Consider the following 16,534-nt stretch of genomic DNA (forward strand, 5'->3'; position numbering starts at 1 on the left):
TTGGGGGTTTTTGCTTTTGGGGTGTGTGGGAAAAAATAAAGTAAAGCGGAATATTTTAGAGTGGAACCTAAGTTAGCATAAAGGTTAGAGATAAAAGATAAGAAAAACCGCACTTAGATTTTTTATCTAAAGTGCGGTTTTTTTCTTTCCTATTTTACTGCTTTACCATTTTCTTTAACTGATACAAATAGGCTAACGCCTGTTTTGGACTTAATTCATCCGGATCTAATTCTTGTAACATATTCAATAACATCTCCTTATTTTCATCTTCTGCCTGATCAAATGCTAATTCACCTTGGCGTTGATTTAATAAACGAAGATCCAGAATCTGTTGGTTGGCGTTTTGCTGTGACAGTTTTTCTAATTGTGCCAATCTTTGTTTAGCGATCTTGATGACTTGTTGTGGCACACCCGCCAAAGCAGCAACCGCAAGACCGTAGCTTTTACTGGCAGCACCCTTTTGTACGGCATGCATGAAAGCGATAGTGTCATTATGCTCAATGGCATCTAAGTGAATATTGCCGATGCCTTGTACCTGTTCCGGTAGCACAGTGAGCTCAAAATAGTGGGTGGCGAATAAGGTTAAAGAACGGATTTTCTTCGCTAACCATTCGGCACAAGCCCAAGCAAGGGACAAACCGTCGTAAGTGGAGGTTCCACGGCCGATTTCATCAATTAACACCAAACTTTTGTCTGTTGCTTGATGCAGAATATTCGCCATTTCCGTCATTTCCACCATAAAGGTTGAGCGCCCTGAAGCGAGATCATCAGAAGCACCGATACGGGTAAAAATACGATCAACAGGGCCAATTATCGCACTGTCTGCCGGCACAAAACTGCCCATGTACGCCATTAAGGTAATCAATGCCGTTTGGCGCATATAGGTACTTTTACCACCCATATTCGGGCCGGTGATAATGAGGAAATGTTGCTGTTCGGTAAGCTCTGTTGGGTTAGCAATAAACGGTTCCTTCAATACTTGTTCCACCACAGGGTGACGGCCGTTTTGAATATGAATACCTGTTTTTTCCAAGAAGGTCGGCGCCACATAATTCAGGCTTTCCGCCCTCTCCGCTAAATTGGTGAGCACATCCAATTCGGCTAATGCCAAACCGGCAAGCTGTAAGTCACCCAAGTGCGGTAATAATTGGTCGAAAATTTCATCGTATAGCTGCTTTTCCAGCGCCAAAGAAGCGCCTTTTGCTTTCAACACCTTATCTTCATAGGTTTTCAATTCAGGAATGATATAACGTTCGGCATTTTTTAAGGTTTGACGACGCACATAATGAATCGGTGCTTTATGGGCTTGCCCCTGGCTAATTTGAATATAATAACCGTGCACCGCATTAAAACCGATTTTTAAGGTATCAATGCCGGTGTTTTCCCGTTCCCGCTGTTCCAGATCTTCCAAATAACGGGTGGCACCGTCGGCTAATTCACGCCACTCATCCAATTCGGCATTGTAGCCTGTCGCAATGACACCACCATCACGAATTAACACCGGTGGGCTGTCAATAATCGCCCGTTGTAACAGGTCAAATTGTGCCGAAAAATCACCTAGTTGCTGGTAAAGTGCGGTCATTTTGGCGGACGTTTTTTCAGCCAACTGATTTTTTATATAAGGAATCTGCTCCAATGCGGTACGCAAACGGGTTAAATCACGCGGACGGGCGGTGCGTAATGCCACGCGTGCCAAAATGCGTTCCATGTCACCCACTTGTTGCAAATAAGGTTGTAAATCCGCCACTAAATCCTGTTCTAAAATTGCACCAATGGCTTGTTGACGTTGAGTGAGTTTTTCTACATCGCAAATCGGTTGGTGAATCCAGCGTTTGAGCAAGCGACTGCCCATCGGGGTGACGCATTTATCCAATACCGCCGCCAACGTGTTTTCCGTCCCCCCCGCCAGATTTTGAGTGAGCTCCAGATTGCGACGGGTTGCGGCGTCCAACTGAATATTTTCGCTGTGTTGAATGAGATGAATGCTTTGAATATGGGGCAAGGCGGTGCGTTGCGTTTCGCGCGCGTATTGCAATAAACAACCGGCGGCACATAAACCCAGAATCGCTTTTTCCACACCGAATCCGCACAAGTCTTTGGTGTTAAATTGATGGCAAAGCTGTTGAATGGCGGTTTTTAGCTCGAATTCCCAAATAGGGCGACGACGCAAACCTTTAGCGTGTTCGATTAGCTGAAAATCAGCAAAATCCTCACAATAAAGCAATTCTACCGGCGAGATGCGTTGTAATTCCGTTTGCAAATCCGCTTTGGATTGCGGTTCGCATAGCTGAAAACGACCGGATGTCATGTCTAAGGTCGCCAAACCAAAATGATCTTTTTCCTGATACACCGCGGCAATGAGGTTGTCTTGCCGTTCCGGTAACAGCGCTTCATCGCTCACCGTGCCCGGCGTGACAATGCGCACAATTTGGCGTTCAACGGGGCCTTTCGCCGTATTCGGATCACCGATTTGTTCACAAATGGCGACAGACTCCCCTAACTGCACCAACTTCGCTAAATAGCCTTCCACTGCATGATAAGGCACGCCTGCCATGGGAATTGGTTGCCCTGCAGATTGTCCGCGTTTGGTCAGCGAAATATCCAACAGTGCGGAGGCGCGTTTTGCATCGTCGTAAAACAGCTCGTAAAAATCGCCCATGCGATAAAATAACAAAATATCCGGATTCTCCGCTTTGAGTTGCAGATATTGTTTCATCATCGGCGTATGCTGTTCGAAATTCTCTTTTGACATCATGGCGTTATCTTATTCCGGCGATTATTGGGCGATTTCTGTTGTTGAAGCACTTGGTTTACGGCGTTTGCCAATATTTTTACGATCTTGATGACGTTCTTTAGCTTTTTTAGTTGCTTTCTTTTGCGCTTCGCGTTTTTCTAATTTTTTCGCTTTTTGTTTTTTGCTGACGGTTTTGACTTCGCCGTCTTTCGGCGCTTTGGTGCGCGGTTCCAAACCTTCAATCACACGGGCTTTCAGCATTTCTTGGGTATAACGCTTAATTTTGCCCAGCAGACGATAATCGTGCGCTTCCACGAAAGACACTGCAGTGCCTTTTTTGCCGGCACGCGCGGTACGCCCAATGCGGTGCAAATAAGTATCGGCGCTGTACGGCAAATCAAAATTCATAATGTGGCTAACGTCATCAATATCGATACCACGCGCGGAGACATCCGTGGAGACCAACACTGTTACTATGCCATTTTTCAGTTTATCAATCGCATTATTGCGTTGGGTTTGCGCCATTTCGCCTTCCAAATACGTGCTGCGAATACCGCGTTTGCGTAGATTTTCCGCCAGTTCGCGCACATCTTCCCGACGGCGTACGAATACAATGCCCTTACTGACTTGCTCTTGCTCAATGAAACGCGCCAATAATTTGAATTTATGCGCATTGCTGTCAGCGTGATAATACCATTGCTGAATTTTCTTCCGTTCACGACGGCTCGGTTCCGCATCAATTTTTACCGGCTCGTTTAATGTGCGGTTGGCAAAATCTTCCAATAAATCGCCTTCAAGGGTCGCAGAGAACAACAACGTTTGCTTACGCCAACGGGTTTCTGCCGAGATTTTTTCCGCATCTTGTCCAAAACCCATTTGCAACATTCTGTCCGCTTCGTCAAAAATCAGAATTTCTACTGCGCGACAATCAAAATTTTCTTCTTTAATGTATTGCAACAAACGCCCCGGGGTCGCCACCACGATGTCTTGATTTTTATTGAAAATCTCGCCGTGATTTTGATACGCCACCCCACCGGTGATGGTTGCAATGCTGAGCTTGGTGAAGCAGGAAAGTTCTTCCGCCTGTTCCGCCACCTGCATGGCAAGTTCACGGGTTGGTGTAAGAATCAACACACGCGGTGCGCCCGGTTTACGGCGTCGATAATCCAATAGGTGTTGAATCGCCGGTAGCAAAAACGCGGCTGTTTTTCCGGTGCCGGTTGGTGCCGACCCGAGGACATCAAAGCCCTCCATCGCGACAGGAATGGTTTCCTGTTGGATGGTAGTAGGACGTTGGTAGCCTTTTTTCTGGAGGGCGTTGAGTAATTCAGGCTCGAGATCAAAATCTGCAAATTGAGTGAGGTTTGTCATTGGTATTTGTTGTTCATTAGCATTAAAATTGCGCCGAATTATACCGCACTTTACCGTTAAAGTGCGGTCCTTTTTGACGGTGTTTTCGATGAGTAATACGGCTTTTTGTTTTAAACAATTTCAGGTGAATCACGATCGCTGTGCCATGAAAGTGGGGACGGACGGTATTTTATTGGGCGCGTGGGCGGATGTGGTGCAGGCAAAACAGATATTGGATTTAGGTAGCGGCAGCGGCTTAATCGCCTTAATGTTGGCCCAACGCAGTTGTGCCGAAAGCCGAATTTGTGCCGTGGAAATTGATCACGCGGCGGCACAACAAGCCTGTGAAAATGTATTAATTTCACCGTGGAAGAATAAAATTCAGGTATATCAGCAGGATATAGATAGTTTTTGTACTCAAACAGCAAAGCGCTTCGACTTGATTGTCGCCAACCCGCCCTATTTTCAAACAGGGGTAGATTGTCGTAACGAGGAGCGGAATACAGCCCGTTATTTTGCCTCACAGAGTCATTTACATTGGTTAGAGACCGCTGCTGCTTGCTTGGCTCCAAAGGGAAAAATCAGTTTTGTGTTACCTTTTGACGCAGGAAAAACTTTGCTAAAAAGCACCGCACTTTATTGTGTTGCGCGTTGTGATGTCATTACTAAGCAAGGTAAAGTGCCACAACGTATGTTGCTGACCTTTGCTACACAACCGCAAACATTGCGACATGACAAATTGATTATCTACGACACCCAGAATCAATATCACGCCGATTTTGTTACATTGACGCAGGATTTTTATTTGAACTTCTAAAAACATCATAAAAAAACACCGCACTTTTAAAGAAAGTGCGGTGTTTTTCTTTGTTTCTTAGGCCTGTTTCATTAATTTCGTCCAGTTGTAATAACCGTATAACGAGTTCAATAAATAGGCACTATACATTAAATACATGGCTGGGGTTTCCGCCCATAAGGCAATGGAAAGGATATTTAACAAAATCCATAAAAGCCATTGTTCACGGTAGCGTAAAATCATCAATAATTGGGCTGAAACTGTAATCACGGTGGTTAAACCGTCTAATCCGGTGGAGCTGCCGCCTGCCGCATTAAGGGCTTGCACGAACAATAACGTACCGACAATCACTGTGGTGGCAAGGATGAGCCAGCCTTGCAGCGTCAGTGATTTCGCAATAACGCTTTCTGCACCGCTCTTTTCTTGTTGCATGTGGGTTTTCCACATGAAGTAACCAATAAATTGCGCCGGCAAATACACATAAAGTACTGTATTCATTTCCCCAATAAAATTAGCGCCCCATGCTACATAAAAATAGGTGTAGGCGAAAATCAAACCAAAAAAGTAGTTACTGATTTTTCCTTTACTGACAAACACCACGCAAATTACGCCGGCAATACCGGAAATCATAGCTAGGGGCGATTGTGGATCTAATATGAAAGCAACAATTTGTGCGGCAATAAAGAGAAATAGCCAAAACACTTCAAAAGGTTTCCAATCGGAAAAAAGTTCTTGTTTTACTTGATGTAAATACGGTTGTAGATTCATAGTTACCTCACAAATGGGATAAAGTGCGGTCATATTAGAAAGTATTTTTTAGAATGTAAAGGATTTGCTACTTTTTTGTGTTGTTTATCACAAAAAAGATGTTGTTACGTTAAACATGAATGGGCCGTATCATTTCTTTTTCATCGTAACAGGGCTAAAATAACGCCTTTTTATCAGTAGAGAGAACATCATGACTTTTGTGGTTGGGCAGCGTTGGATCAGTGAAACGGAAAATAATTTAGGCTTGGGAGTCATTCGTGCCGTGGATTTTCGGCAAGTGACAATTGATTTCCCAGCAGCACAAGAACAACGTATTTATTCGGTACAAAATGCGCCGTTAAATCGTGTGCAATTTCGTATCGGTGATTTGATTCAGCATGTGGAAGGCTGGCATGGTGAAGTGCTCAATGTGGCAGAAAATAATGGCTTGCTGTTTTATTTGGTGCAACAAGAGGACAAGGAAGACCGTGTTGTCAGTGAAATGGAATTGGCTCATCGCATTTCTTTTTGTCGACCGCAAGAGCGCTTGTTTTCCGCACAGATTGATCGTAATGACCATTTCGTGTTGCGTTACCAAGCGTTGCAATACCAAAAAGCACAATTTCAGTCGCCCTTACGCGGCTTACGCGGTATCCGCGCCGGGTTAATTCCTCATCAATTACACATTGCGAAAGAAATCGGGCAGCGCATTGCGCCACGTGTGTTGTTGGCCGATGAGGTGGGTTTAGGTAAAACCATTGAAGCCGGCATGATTTTGCAGCAGCAATTATTTGCCGAGAAAGTGCGCCGAGTGTTGATTATCGTGCCGGAAACACTACAACATCAATGGTTGGTGGAAATGCTGCGTCGTTTTAATTTGCACTTTTCGTTGTTTGATGAAGAACGTTGCGCTGATTTTGCCGCAGCAGAAGAGCGGGAAGAAGTGAATCCCTTTACGACCGAATCACTGATTATTTGTGCCTTGGATTGGTTGGTACAGCATCCACAACGTGTACAACAACTCTTGGCGGCTGAATTTGATATGTTAATTGCCGATGAAGTGCATCATTTGGTGTATGACGAAGTGAATCCAAGTTTGGAATATCAACTGGTGCAACAACTCACGCAACAAATTCCTGCCGTGTTATTGCTCACTGCGACGCCGGAACAACTTGGGCAACAAAGCCATTTTGCCCGTTTAAATTTATTGGACCCACATCGTTTCCACGACTATCAGGCCTTTTTAAGGGAACAGCAAAATTATCAGCCTATTGCTGAAGCCACAAAGACATTACTGGAGAATCGCCCATTAAATGTGGATGAAAAGCGCACGATTTCCTTGTTGTTGGAGAAGTCGATTAATTTTGAAACCGGCAAGGCGAAGTTAATTCAACAGCTTATTGACCGTCACGGCACAGGGCGTGTATTTTTCCGAAATACCCGTCAAAGCGTGCAGGGCTTCCCGAAAAGGGTGTATCACCCTATTACCTTATCTCAACCGAAGCAATATGAAAATGCAGTGAAAGCGCTCCTCGCCTTTGGCGAAAATCCGTTGCAATGTGCGCTTTATCCTGAACATTTTCTGCGAGAACTTAACGCTAATATGGCATGGTGGGAATTTGATCCGCGCGTGCAATGGCTCATCGATTTTTTAAAACAACATCGACAGGAAAAAGTGTTGGTGATTTGTCGTTATGCCGAAACGGCAATTCAGCTGGAACAAATTTTGCGTGAAAAAGAAGGCATTCGTAGTGCGGTATTCCACGAAAAAATGTCTATTGTGGAACGCGATCGTGCGGCGGCATATTTTACCCAACAAGAAAATGGTGCACAGGTGCTACTCAGTTCCGGAATCGGCTCTGAGGGGCGAAACTTCCAATTTGCTTGTCATTTGGTGCTGTTTAATTTGCCGGAAAATCCTGATTTGTTAGAGCAGTGCATCGGGCGTTTGGATCGCATTGGACAAACGCGAGAAATTCAAATTTATCAGCTGTATTTTGCCGACAGTGCGCAAGCCGTGTTGGCAGACTGGTATCATTTAGGCTTGAATGCCTTCAATGAAACGTGCCCGATGGGCGCTTTATTATTCGAACAGTTTGCCGAAGTATTGCAAAAAACATTGAAAAATCCGATCGCACTTGACGCTCGTCAGGACTTAATTGAGCGTACTCAAGAGGAACGGCTACGTCTGAAACAGCTGTTGGAGCAAGGGCGTGATTTGTTGTTGGAGCTCAACTCTAACGGTGGCGAGGCGGCGAAGCAGCTGGCAAAAGACATTGCCGAGCAAGACGGCAGTCAAGAGTTGGTCAATTTCGCCTTGAATCTGTTTGATGTTATCGGTGTGGAACAGGAAGATTTAGGTGAGCAATCCATTGTCATTACGCCCACAGGTACGATGCTTATGCCGGATTTCCCGGGCTTGAAAGAGGAAGGGGGCACGGTCACTTTCGACCGTCAACTGGCGTTGGCGCGTGAGGAGTTGGAGTTCCTCACTTGGGATCATCCGATGATTTACCACGGCATTGATTTAATTACATCCGGTGATATTGGAAAAAGCGCCGTGGCGTTGTTGATGAATAAAAATCTGCCATCAGGCACGCTGTTACTGGAGTTGGTTTATGTGGTAGAAAGCCAAGCGCCACAAGGGTTACAATTAACCCGATTCTTACCGCCGACACCAATTCGCCTGTTGCTGGATAATCGCGGTAATGATTTGGCACCGCAGGTGGCATTTGACACATTACAACGCAAATTGAAGCCGATGGAACGCAATGTGGCGAATAAAATTGTGAAAATGCTGCGTCCGAGCATTGAAGGGCTGATTGCCCAAGGGGAGCGTTTGGTGGTGGCGCAAAGTGAGCAGATTATTAATGCCGCACAGCAAGAAGCCGAGCAGCAATTGGATGCAGAACTCAACCGATTAATCGCGTTACAAAAAGTGAATAAAAACATTCGCACCGATGAAATTCACACGTTAGAACGTCAACGCACCCAAATTTTACAGCTGTTACAACAGGCAACCTGGCGTTTAGATTGCTTGCGTGTGATTGTGAGCAATAAGGAATAAACATGGCCCTGATTGAATATAATCCGCCGCAAGAACCTTGGCTGGATTTAGTGTATCGCGATGATTACATCGCCGTAGTGAATAAGCCGAGCGGCTTGCTTTCAGTGCCGGGCAATCAGCCGCAATATTACGACAGCGCAATGTCGCGAGTGAAAGAAAAGTACGGTTTTTGTGAACCGGCACATCGACTCGACATGGCCACCAGCGGCATTTTGTTGTTTGCTTTGAGTAAAGCGGCAGATCGCGAGTTAAAACGCCAATTTCGTGAACGTGAACCGAAAAAATATTATCAAGCGCTGGTTTGGGGGCATGTGGAACAAGATCATGGGGTTGTGGAGTTGCCGCTGATTTGCGACTGGGAAAATCGCCCTCGCCAAAAAATTTGCTTTGAACGAGGCAAAAGAGCGGTCACTTTTTACGATGTTTTACAACGTTACCCCAATAATACGACACGCGTAAAGCTTACGCCGATTACAGGGCGTTCCCATCAATTACGCCTACACATGCTGGCACTTGGGCATCCGATTTTAGGTGATAAATTCTACGCACATCCGCAAGCCAAGGCCTTGTCTCCTCGCCTCTGCTTGCACGCGGAAAGCCTGCAGATTCAACATCCGATTACCGGAGAAACGATGGAATTCACCGCACCGGTCGGTTTTTAATAAAAAAAGTGCGGTGAAAAAATAAAGTATTTTTTCACCGCACTTTAATTGGATTCAACGATAAGCTGAGCTTATAAAATCACGTCTAATTTGTCATAAGCACGACGGGCTTTTTCTAAGGCTTTTTCAACACTGATGTCGCGCGCCAAAATTACCCCTAAACGACGATGACCATTCACTTCACCTTTACCAAAAATGCGCAAGTTGGTTTGCGGTTCGGCAAGTACTTGTTCTAAGTTAGCAAATTGTACTTGGTTGGATTTACCTTCTACCACAATGGCTTTGGAGGAGGACGGGCTGATGAAATCGATGCTTGGAATCGGCAAGCCTAAAATGGCGCGCGCGTGCAAGGCGAACTGAGATAATTCTTGTGAGATCATGGTCACCATACCGGTATCATGTGGGCGAGGGGAGACTTCGTTAAAAATCACGTCATCGCCACGCACGAACATTTCTACCCCGAAAATCCCACGACCACCCAATGCACCGGTGATTTTCTCCGCGATGTCCTGCGCTTTTTTCAATGCGGTTTCCGACATGGCTTGAGGTTGCCAAGATTCACGGTAATCGCCATCGATTTGAATATGCCCGATAGGGGCAAGGAATGAGGTGCCATTCACATGGCGCACCGTGAGCTGGGTAATTTCGTAATCAAATTGAATGAACCCTTCCACAATGACGCGCCCTGCACCGGCACGTCCGCCTTCTTGAGCGTAATCCCATGCCGATTGGATTTGAGCGAGGGTGCGAATGACGCTTTGCCCATGACCGGAGGAGGACATAATCGGTTTAACCACGCAAGGAACACCGATTTTTTCGACCGCACTTTTGAAGTCGTCAAAGTTATCTACGAATTCATAAGGTGAGGTTGGCAAGCCTAATTCTTCCGAGGCTAAACGACGAATGCCTTCACGGTTCATGGTCAGTTTCGTGGCTTTGGCGGTCGGGATAACGGTGAACCCTTCTTGTTCCAGTTCAAGTAAAGTATCGGTGGCGATAGCTTCCACTTCCGGTACGATAAAATCAGGACGTTCCTTTTCCACAACGGCGCGTAATGCCGCGCCATCCAACATGGAAAGGGTGTAAGCACGGTGTGCCACTTGCTGTGCAGGCGCGTTTTCATAGCGATCGACTGCAATCACTTCAACACCTAAACGTTGTAATTCAATGACAACTTCTTTGCCCAATTCCCCTGCACCAAGCATCATTACTTTCAGTGCTTTTGGGGTTAATGGCGTGCCGATGGTGGTCATAAGGGCTCCTTATTGTTTTAGTAAGCTTTCATCCAAGGTTAAATCTTCGTTTTTATTCACACCGATACCGCGCGCTAATACGTTTTGCGCGATTTGATGTGCTTCGTCCAAAGAATGTTCGGTGTATGTACCACATTGGTATTCATTGAGCTCAGGGATTTCTCGTTGATTTTTTACATTGAGAATATCTTGCATGGAGGCCGCCCACGCTTGTGCCACTTGGGTTTCATTCGGATTACCGATTAAGGACATATAAAAACCGGTGCGGCAGCCCATCGGCGAAATATCAATAATTTCGACATCTTGACTATTAAGATGATCACGCATGAAGCCGGCAAATAAATGTTCTAGTGTGTGAATGCCTTTCGGTGGCAAATTTTCCTTATTGGGAATGGTAAAACGCAAATCAAAAACCGTGATGTTATCTCCTTTTGGAGTTTGCATTATTTTGGCGATTCGCACTGCGGGCGCATTCATACGAGTGTGATCTACTTTAAAACTATCAAGTAATGGCATTTTATTTTCCTCAAATGGAGTGATTTTTGTTTATAAAATAGTCAATTGAGACTTTTTTTGAGATTTTTGCAAATTATTCCCGAACTTTTTCCGTTATACTGCTGTCAGAGTTAACAAGCAACTTGCAGTTGTTTTAATAAAATTGGTTCCTTAGGTTATTCGCCTCTCCTTGTGAGAGGCATTTTTTTTTGCCATTCTACAGGAAAATCCCAGCGTTACAGAATAGCGACGCCAAAAAATAGCAAAAAAACGTACCGCACTATTTTGCCCACTGTCATAAAGATTAAACAGCGTAGCCAATTTAATCGCAACCACCCTGCCACGGCGCAAAATAAATCACCGATGATCGGTAACCAGCTAAAAAATAACACCACACTGCCGTAACGTTGTGTTTTTGCTAATACCCAAGTGAGTTTTGCATTTTGTAGCGGTGTATTAAAAGTAGGAAGCCAGCGCCCAAGCGCATAGGTAGTCAGACTGCCCAGCGTGTTTCCGATAACAGCAATCCATAATAGGCTTTGAATATCCAAAGAAAAATAATGGGAACCCGTCCATAAGCGTGGTGTGACGAGGGTGAGAAAAATAATTTCAGAATTGCCTGGAAGCACAGTAGCGCTGAGAAAAGCGCTGGCGAACATCATCCATAGTCGATGCTCGTCTAGCAGTGCAAGCCATCCCTCCCAACTAAAAAGATCAAACATGACGAAATGCGTGAAAAATAAGTGCATAGGTCATTTTCATGATCTTTCTTGATTGCCTGTCTTTAATCACTAATTACCTCGTATTAATTTGTTGACCCTCACATCAAACACGTCCATTCCTGCGCTTAATCCGGCTTGGATGCCAAAATCGCCGTCTTCAAATACTAAGCAACGTTGCGGTTTAGCTTGAATCAGTTCTGCACAACGTAAAAACGTATCCGGTGCCGGTTTATGATGTTGAATGTCTTCGGCGGTTACAATAGCGGAGAAATATTTCTCAAAATCGAATTTGTCTAGCAAAATCTTTGCAATAGGGCGGTGAGAGCCCGTGCCTAATGCCAACGGTTTTTTATTATAAAAGGCGCGAACAATATTGGCGGCGGGCAACAATGTGGCATGTTGCATAATCAGCTTTTTGCCATATTCTCTTTTTAATTCAATGACATCGTCTAATTTATCTAGCGGCATGGCATAGCGTTTCATCATTTCTACAGCAATCTCTTTCACCGGCGCACCACTCATTTCATATAATAAGTTGCCATCAAAAGGATAACCGAAATGTTGTCCGACCATTTCCCATGCTTTGGCGTGGCTGGGCATGGTGTCGATGACCGTGCCATCCATATCAAAAATTAAACCGTCATACTGATTTATTACTTCATTATCTAACATGTTGCTTTCCGAATTACTTTAATAAAATGAGAGGGGGAGTTATTTTGCTACAATTTTGTGATCAATGCACCGTTTAATTCATGGCGATTCAGTTATACTTGGGCAACTTTTTTGAGAGTGAGCGAATGGATCTTCAACAACGACTTTGGGCATTTCAGGTCCGAGAATTAATTGACGAACATATTGTGCAAACGGTATTGAATGTACGTTGGCATTTGCAACAACGCTGGCAGGTGGATGTTGAAACCGAGCAGGTAAAAATGATGTTGGTGCATATTGCCAGTGCCTTGGGGCGGATTCAACGTGGCCATCGAGCTTCGCCGTTGTATGACGATTTTTTGGCAGAAATTCAAAGTGCGGTGGTTTTTCCGCAAGTTTTACAGATTCACCAAAAGATATTGAAATTAATTCCGTTGGCGATTCCTGAAGAAGAACAAACGTATTTTCTGGCAAATGTATATGGATTAGTATTGGATCAGCCACACGTGTTAGAACGGTTTCGTTAAAAATACACGAAAAAATGACTGCACTTTTGGTTGTTCTAGAAAATGAGTTGGAAATTATAAATAAGTGAAATGGCGCACCCGAAAGGATTCGAACCTTTGACCGCTCGGTTCGTAGCCGAGTACTCTATCCAGCTGAGCTACGGGTGCGTAGTTGACGTTTAATTTGCTCAGACCATTTTAAACAATAGAGTCGATTTAAAATGGCGCACCCGAGAGGATTCGAACCTCTGACCGCTCGGTTCGTAGCCGAGTACTCTATCCAGCTGAGCTACGGGTGCGAGACAAATTAAACAAATGGCGGTGAGAGAGGGATTCGAACCCTCGATGGAGTTTTTGACCCCATACTCCCTTAGCAGGGGAGCGCCTTCAGCCTACTCGGCCATCTCACCACAATCGGTTTGTGGGCGGTATAATACGGGTTTATGACAATAAGTCAAATTATTTTTTCCGAAAAGTGCTTGAAATCAAGTTAGTTGTGCGATTTCTCGACAACTCCAAGTTTCGTATTCACAGATTATTTCCCGCGTAAAATTGCCCGTAAATTGGCGATATGGTTTTGCGTTTTTGCCTGTTGCTGTTCGGCACTTAATGGCGGTTTATCCCGTTCCCATTGCAAATCATCTTCCGGTAATTCTAGCAAGAATCGACTTGGTTCCGGGCGAATCAATTCGCCGAACTGGCGTCGCTCTTTGCACAGAGAAAACCACAGATTCTGCTGCGCACGAGTAATACCCACATACGCCAAACGGCGTTCTTCTTCCACATTGTCTTCATCAATGCTGGTTTGATGCGGCAAAATACCTTCTTCCATGCCGATTAAAAACACATACGGAAATTCCAGCCCCTTAGAGGCATGGAGCGTCATTAATTGTACCTGATCGCTATCATCTTCCTCTTCGCCCCGTTCTAACATATCGCGCAACGTTAAGCGGGTGACGATTTGGTTCAGATTCATTGGCTCGTTAAATTCATCGCCTTTGAGCATATCAGCAACCCAATCAAACAGCGTTGCCACGTTTTTGCTCTGCATTTCTGCCGCTTTTGGGCTGGTGGCGTATTCATACAAATATTCTTCATAATGTAACGAAGCCAGCATGGCGCGCACGGCGCGTTCAGGTTCGGAACGTTGTATTTCGTCATTCAATTCCACAATCCAACGGGCGAATTTTTGCAAGGCATCATAGGCTTTTGGGGTAACCCGTTGAATCAGCTCAAAATCAAAAATCGCTTCAAATAAGCTGACATGTTTTTCTTGTGCCAGTGAACCCAATTTTTCCAGTGTTGCCGTACCGATTTCCCGTTTTGGCGTATTCACAATGCGCAAAAATGCCGCATCATCATCTTGATTCACCACCAAACGCAAATACGCCATCATGTCCTTAATTTCCGCGCGGGAGAAAAAGGATGTGCCACCGGAGATTTTGTATGGAATACGGTTTTGCATCAGAATTTTTTCCAGCAAGCGCGATTGGTGATTACCACGATACAAAATGGCATAATCACGATAATGGGTTTTAGCGATAAACCGGTGAGCAATCAACTCACCTACCACTCGTTCCGCCTCATGTTCTTCGTTTTTCGCTTCAATAATTTGTAACTTTTCCCCTTCGCCTAAATTGGAAAAGAGTTTTTTGTCGAAAACATGATCATTGTTATCGATGAGGATATTGGCGCAATGTAAAATGCGTTGGCTAGAACGGTAATTTTGTTCCAGTTTAATCACCCGTAACGCCGGAAAATCATCGCGTAATCGCACCATATTCTGTGGTCGTGCGCCACGCCAAGAATAAATGGATTGATCGTCGTCACCTACCACGGTGAAACGTGCACGATCGCCCACTAACAACTTAATCAACTCATATTGACTGGTATTGGTGTCTTGGTATTCATCGACCAACAGATAGCGAATTTTCTCCTGCCATTTTGACCGCACTTCTTCGTTCTGTTTGAACAGTAGGGTCGGCAACATAATCAAATCATCAAAATCCAAAGCATTGTAAGCACGTAGTTGCTTGTTATAGCGGTCATAACAATGCGCGAAGGTTTTTTCTTGATTATCACATGCCAATGTCAACGCTTGTTGTGGACTACATAAGTCATTCTTCCAATTAGAAATACGATTAATTAGCGCGCGTAGTAACTCTTTGTCTTCTTGCAATAGATCAGCGGTGAGCTCTTTTAACAATGCCATTTGATCATGTTCATCAAACAGCGTCATGTTCGCTTTTAAACCTAAGTGCTTGTATTCACGTTTAATAATGTCAAACCCGAGAGTGTGAAAGGTGGATACAATTAGCCCTTTGGAGGATTCCTTACCAATAGAATGCGCCACACGTTCTTTCATTTCGCGTGCGGCTTTATTGGTGAAAGTGACAGCGGCGATTTGCTTTGGAAGATAACCGCACTTACCAATGAGGTGAGCGATTTTGTTGATGATGACGCGCGTTTTTCCAGAGCCTGCACCCGCCAAAACGAGGCAGGGGCCGGACACATATTCCACGGCTTGTTGTTGTTGCGGATTGAGTTTCATAGTCATTGATTATTCACTTTGCGACCACGCATAAGGCAGTAGTGCTGTATCCAATAGAAAAGACAACGGCACATCCAAAATTGGCAAGCCCCAGCGCGTTGCCATCTCGACATCATATTTCGTGCCGGCATAGGCACTATAAGGTTCCGTTGGATCCACCAGCTTTACCACGGTACCACAGGCGCTTGTGGTGAAAAGTGCGGTCGAAAAAAGCAGTGTTTTTAAGAGTTGAAATTTCATAAGCGGGCGGATTTTACACCAAATAAGAAAAGATGTGGAAAGGTTTGCACAAGATTATTCGGGCAAAAAAATTGCGCCGTTGGTTTTCCTTCGGCGCAATAAAATTTAAGTTACATTACATTAGAAACGGTAAGATGCATTGGTGCTGAAGGTATTACCTTTAACATTTTCACCATCAAATTTGTGACTAGTACGTAAATATTCCAAACCTAATTCAAAATTTGGTGCTAAGTTCGCTTTTACACCTGCACCTAAACCATAACCGGCTTTTGTTTCGGTAGTTTTGATTACTAGTCCATCGTAGTGATCTGTTGCATCAAATTTTACGATTTCAGCACTTACTTTTGCATAAGGCAACACTGATGGGGTCGCACGGTAGCCAAGCAAATAGCCCACACCTAAACGGCCTTTTTGTTGTACTTTAGTGTCAGCGTTGTCGACTAATGTTGAATTGTGTGGTTTGAACTTACCTTCAATGATACCCACAACGTTTTGGCCATGGTTGAAACCATAGTCCGCAATTAAATCTACGTTTGAGATGCGTTTTGCATCTTCGTATTTGGTTGTACCTACGCCAACACCTACACCGAAACCGGTGAAATCAGATGCGACTGCTGAAGTTGAAGCAAGAACAACCGCGCTAAGTGCTAAAAGTGTTAATTTTTTCATGAGACCCTCTGTCTGATTGAGTTAAAAAACGGCTTGAGTATAGGCATTTTTTCTATAAGGATCAAGATCCTTTGGCAATTTCTCGGATCCT

At 44.6% G+C, this 16,534-nt stretch carries 14 protein-coding genes and 3 tRNA genes; 4 read left to right on the forward strand and 13 right to left on the reverse strand.

Annotated elements, in window-relative coordinates:
* Positions 1-154 precede the first annotated feature (154 nt).
* Positions 155-2,755 (reverse strand): DNA mismatch repair protein MutS, encoded by a 2,601-nt coding sequence (gene mutS / locus ACO5E4_RS00005; RefSeq protein ID WP_485861634.1) that lies wholly within the window; start codon positions 2,753-2,755, stop codon positions 155-157.
* A gap of 21 nt (positions 2,756-2,776) precedes the next feature.
* Positions 2,777-4,105 carry an ATP-dependent RNA helicase SrmB gene (srmB, locus tag ACO5E4_RS00010; protein WP_485861635.1) on the reverse strand — a complete coding sequence of 443 codons (1,329 nt, stop codon included), beginning with the start codon at positions 4,103-4,105 and terminating at the stop codon, positions 2,777-2,779.
* Between the two features lie 88 nt (positions 4,106-4,193).
* Between srmB and ACO5E4_RS00015 the strand changes: the two genes are divergently transcribed.
* Positions 4,194-4,901: a tRNA1(Val) (adenine(37)-N6)-methyltransferase gene (locus tag ACO5E4_RS00015; RefSeq protein ID WP_485861636.1), complete on the forward strand. Its 708-nt coding sequence runs from the start codon at positions 4,194-4,196 to the stop codon at positions 4,899-4,901.
* 57 nt (positions 4,902-4,958) lie between these two features.
* Here ACO5E4_RS00015 and pnuC read toward each other — a convergent pair whose 3' ends face one another.
* Entirely contained in the window at positions 4,959-5,648 is a 690-nt protein-coding gene (gene pnuC / locus ACO5E4_RS00020) for a nicotinamide riboside transporter PnuC (RefSeq protein ID WP_314956554.1), read from the reverse strand.
* 190 nt (positions 5,649-5,838) lie between these two features.
* On the opposite strand from pnuC, the gene rapA reads away from it, so the two are divergent.
* A complete protein-coding gene (gene rapA, locus ACO5E4_RS00025) occupies positions 5,839-8,694 on the forward strand; it encodes an RNA polymerase-associated protein RapA (RefSeq protein ID WP_485861637.1) in 2,856 nt (951 codons plus the stop codon).
* Positions 8,695-8,696: 2 nt separating this feature from the next.
* Positions 8,697-9,356: a bifunctional tRNA pseudouridine(32) synthase/23S rRNA pseudouridine(746) synthase RluA gene (gene rluA / locus ACO5E4_RS00030; RefSeq protein WP_295975404.1), complete on the forward strand. Its 660-nt coding sequence runs from the start codon at positions 8,697-8,699 to the stop codon at positions 9,354-9,356.
* A gap of 71 nt (positions 9,357-9,427) precedes the next feature.
* Here the strand turns inward: rluA and purT are convergent, their stop codons facing one another.
* The 4 genes from purT to ACO5E4_RS00050 all read right to left on the reverse strand — a co-directional run bounded on the left by purT (position 9,428) and on the right by ACO5E4_RS00050 (position 12,498).
* On the reverse strand, positions 9,428-10,609 hold the full coding sequence (purT, locus tag ACO5E4_RS00035; protein WP_485861638.1) for a formate-dependent phosphoribosylglycinamide formyltransferase: 1,182 nt from the start codon (positions 10,607-10,609) through the stop codon (positions 9,428-9,430).
* A 9-nt stretch (positions 10,610-10,618) separates the two neighbouring features.
* Positions 10,619-11,125 carry an S-ribosylhomocysteine lyase gene (gene luxS / locus ACO5E4_RS00040; RefSeq protein ID WP_314956566.1) on the reverse strand — a complete coding sequence of 169 codons (507 nt, stop codon included), beginning with the start codon at positions 11,123-11,125 and terminating at the stop codon, positions 10,619-10,621.
* A 215-nt stretch (positions 11,126-11,340) separates the two neighbouring features.
* Positions 11,341-11,826, reverse strand: a complete 486-nt coding sequence (locus tag ACO5E4_RS00045) for a YqaA family protein (protein WP_485861639.1) — start codon at positions 11,824-11,826, stop codon at positions 11,341-11,343.
* Positions 11,827-11,895: 69 nt separating this feature from the next.
* On the reverse strand, positions 11,896-12,498 hold the full coding sequence (locus ACO5E4_RS00050; RefSeq protein WP_485861640.1) for a beta-phosphoglucomutase family hydrolase: 603 nt from the start codon (positions 12,496-12,498) through the stop codon (positions 11,896-11,898).
* A 125-nt stretch (positions 12,499-12,623) separates the two neighbouring features.
* On the opposite strand from ACO5E4_RS00050, the gene ACO5E4_RS00055 reads away from it, so the two are divergent.
* The gene (locus ACO5E4_RS00055) at positions 12,624-13,004 is read left to right on the forward strand and encodes a PRD domain-containing protein (RefSeq protein WP_485861641.1); all 381 of its coding nucleotides are present in this window, start codon (positions 12,624-12,626) and stop codon (positions 13,002-13,004) included.
* Between the two features lie 70 nt (positions 13,005-13,074).
* Here ACO5E4_RS00055 and ACO5E4_RS00060 read toward each other — a convergent pair.
* The 6 genes from ACO5E4_RS00060 to ACO5E4_RS00085 all read right to left on the reverse strand — a co-directional run bounded on the left by ACO5E4_RS00060 (position 13,075) and on the right by ACO5E4_RS00085 (position 16,443).
* Positions 13,075-13,151: transfer RNA gene (locus ACO5E4_RS00060), tRNA-Arg, on the reverse strand.
* Positions 13,152-13,205: 54 nt separating this feature from the next.
* Positions 13,206-13,282, reverse strand: a tRNA-Arg gene (locus ACO5E4_RS00065).
* Between the two features lie 17 nt (positions 13,283-13,299).
* A tRNA-Ser gene (locus ACO5E4_RS00070) sits at positions 13,300-13,393 on the reverse strand.
* Between the two features lie 125 nt (positions 13,394-13,518).
* Positions 13,519-15,534, reverse strand: a complete 2,016-nt coding sequence (gene rep / locus ACO5E4_RS00075; RefSeq protein ID WP_485861682.1) for a DNA helicase Rep — start codon at positions 15,532-15,534, stop codon at positions 13,519-13,521.
* A 9-nt stretch (positions 15,535-15,543) separates the two neighbouring features.
* Positions 15,544-15,774 carry a YceK/YidQ family lipoprotein gene (locus ACO5E4_RS00080; protein WP_485861642.1) on the reverse strand — a complete coding sequence of 77 codons (231 nt, stop codon included), beginning with the start codon at positions 15,772-15,774 and terminating at the stop codon, positions 15,544-15,546.
* 120 nt (positions 15,775-15,894) lie between these two features.
* Positions 15,895-16,443 (reverse strand): outer membrane protein, encoded by a 549-nt coding sequence (locus tag ACO5E4_RS00085; protein WP_485861643.1) that lies wholly within the window; start codon positions 16,441-16,443, stop codon positions 15,895-15,897.
* Positions 16,444-16,534 lie beyond the last annotated feature (91 nt).

The sequence above is a fragment of the Aggregatibacter sp. genome (assembly GCF_057314075.1).

Coding starts and splice junctions, on each gene's coding strand:
- luxS (WP_314956566.1), bottom strand. CDS start 11,125: ATGCCATTACTTGATAGTTTTAAAGTAGATCACACTCGTATGAATGCG.
- ACO5E4_RS00015 (WP_485861636.1), top strand. CDS start 4,194: ATGAGTAATACGGCTTTTTGTTTTAAACAATTTCAGGTGAATCACGAT.
- ACO5E4_RS00085 (WP_485861643.1), bottom strand. CDS start 16,443: ATGAAAAAATTAACACTTTTAGCACTTAGCGCGGTTGTTCTTGCTTCA.
- purT (WP_485861638.1), bottom strand. CDS start 10,609: ATGACCACCATCGGCACGCCATTAACCCCAAAAGCACTGAAAGTAATG.
- ACO5E4_RS00080 (WP_485861642.1), bottom strand. CDS start 15,774: ATGAAATTTCAACTCTTAAAAACACTGCTTTTTTCGACCGCACTTTTC.
- pnuC (WP_314956554.1), bottom strand. CDS start 5,648: ATGAATCTACAACCGTATTTACATCAAGTAAAACAAGAACTTTTTTCC.
- mutS (WP_485861634.1), bottom strand. CDS start 2,755: ATGATGTCAAAAGAGAATTTCGAACAGCATACGCCGATGATGAAACAA.
- ACO5E4_RS00050 (WP_485861640.1), bottom strand. CDS start 12,498: ATGTTAGATAATGAAGTAATAAATCAGTATGACGGTTTAATTTTTGAT.
- ACO5E4_RS00055 (WP_485861641.1), top strand. CDS start 12,624: ATGGATCTTCAACAACGACTTTGGGCATTTCAGGTCCGAGAATTAATT.
- ACO5E4_RS00045 (WP_485861639.1), bottom strand. CDS start 11,826: ATGTTTGATCTTTTTAGTTGGGAGGGATGGCTTGCACTGCTAGACGAG.
- rluA (WP_295975404.1), top strand. CDS start 8,697: ATGGCCCTGATTGAATATAATCCGCCGCAAGAACCTTGGCTGGATTTA.
- rep (WP_485861682.1), bottom strand. CDS start 15,534: ATGAAACTCAATCCGCAACAACAACAAGCCGTGGAATATGTGTCCGGC.
- srmB (WP_485861635.1), bottom strand. CDS start 4,105: ATGACAAACCTCACTCAATTTGCAGATTTTGATCTCGAGCCTGAATTA.
- rapA (WP_485861637.1), top strand. CDS start 5,839: ATGACTTTTGTGGTTGGGCAGCGTTGGATCAGTGAAACGGAAAATAAT.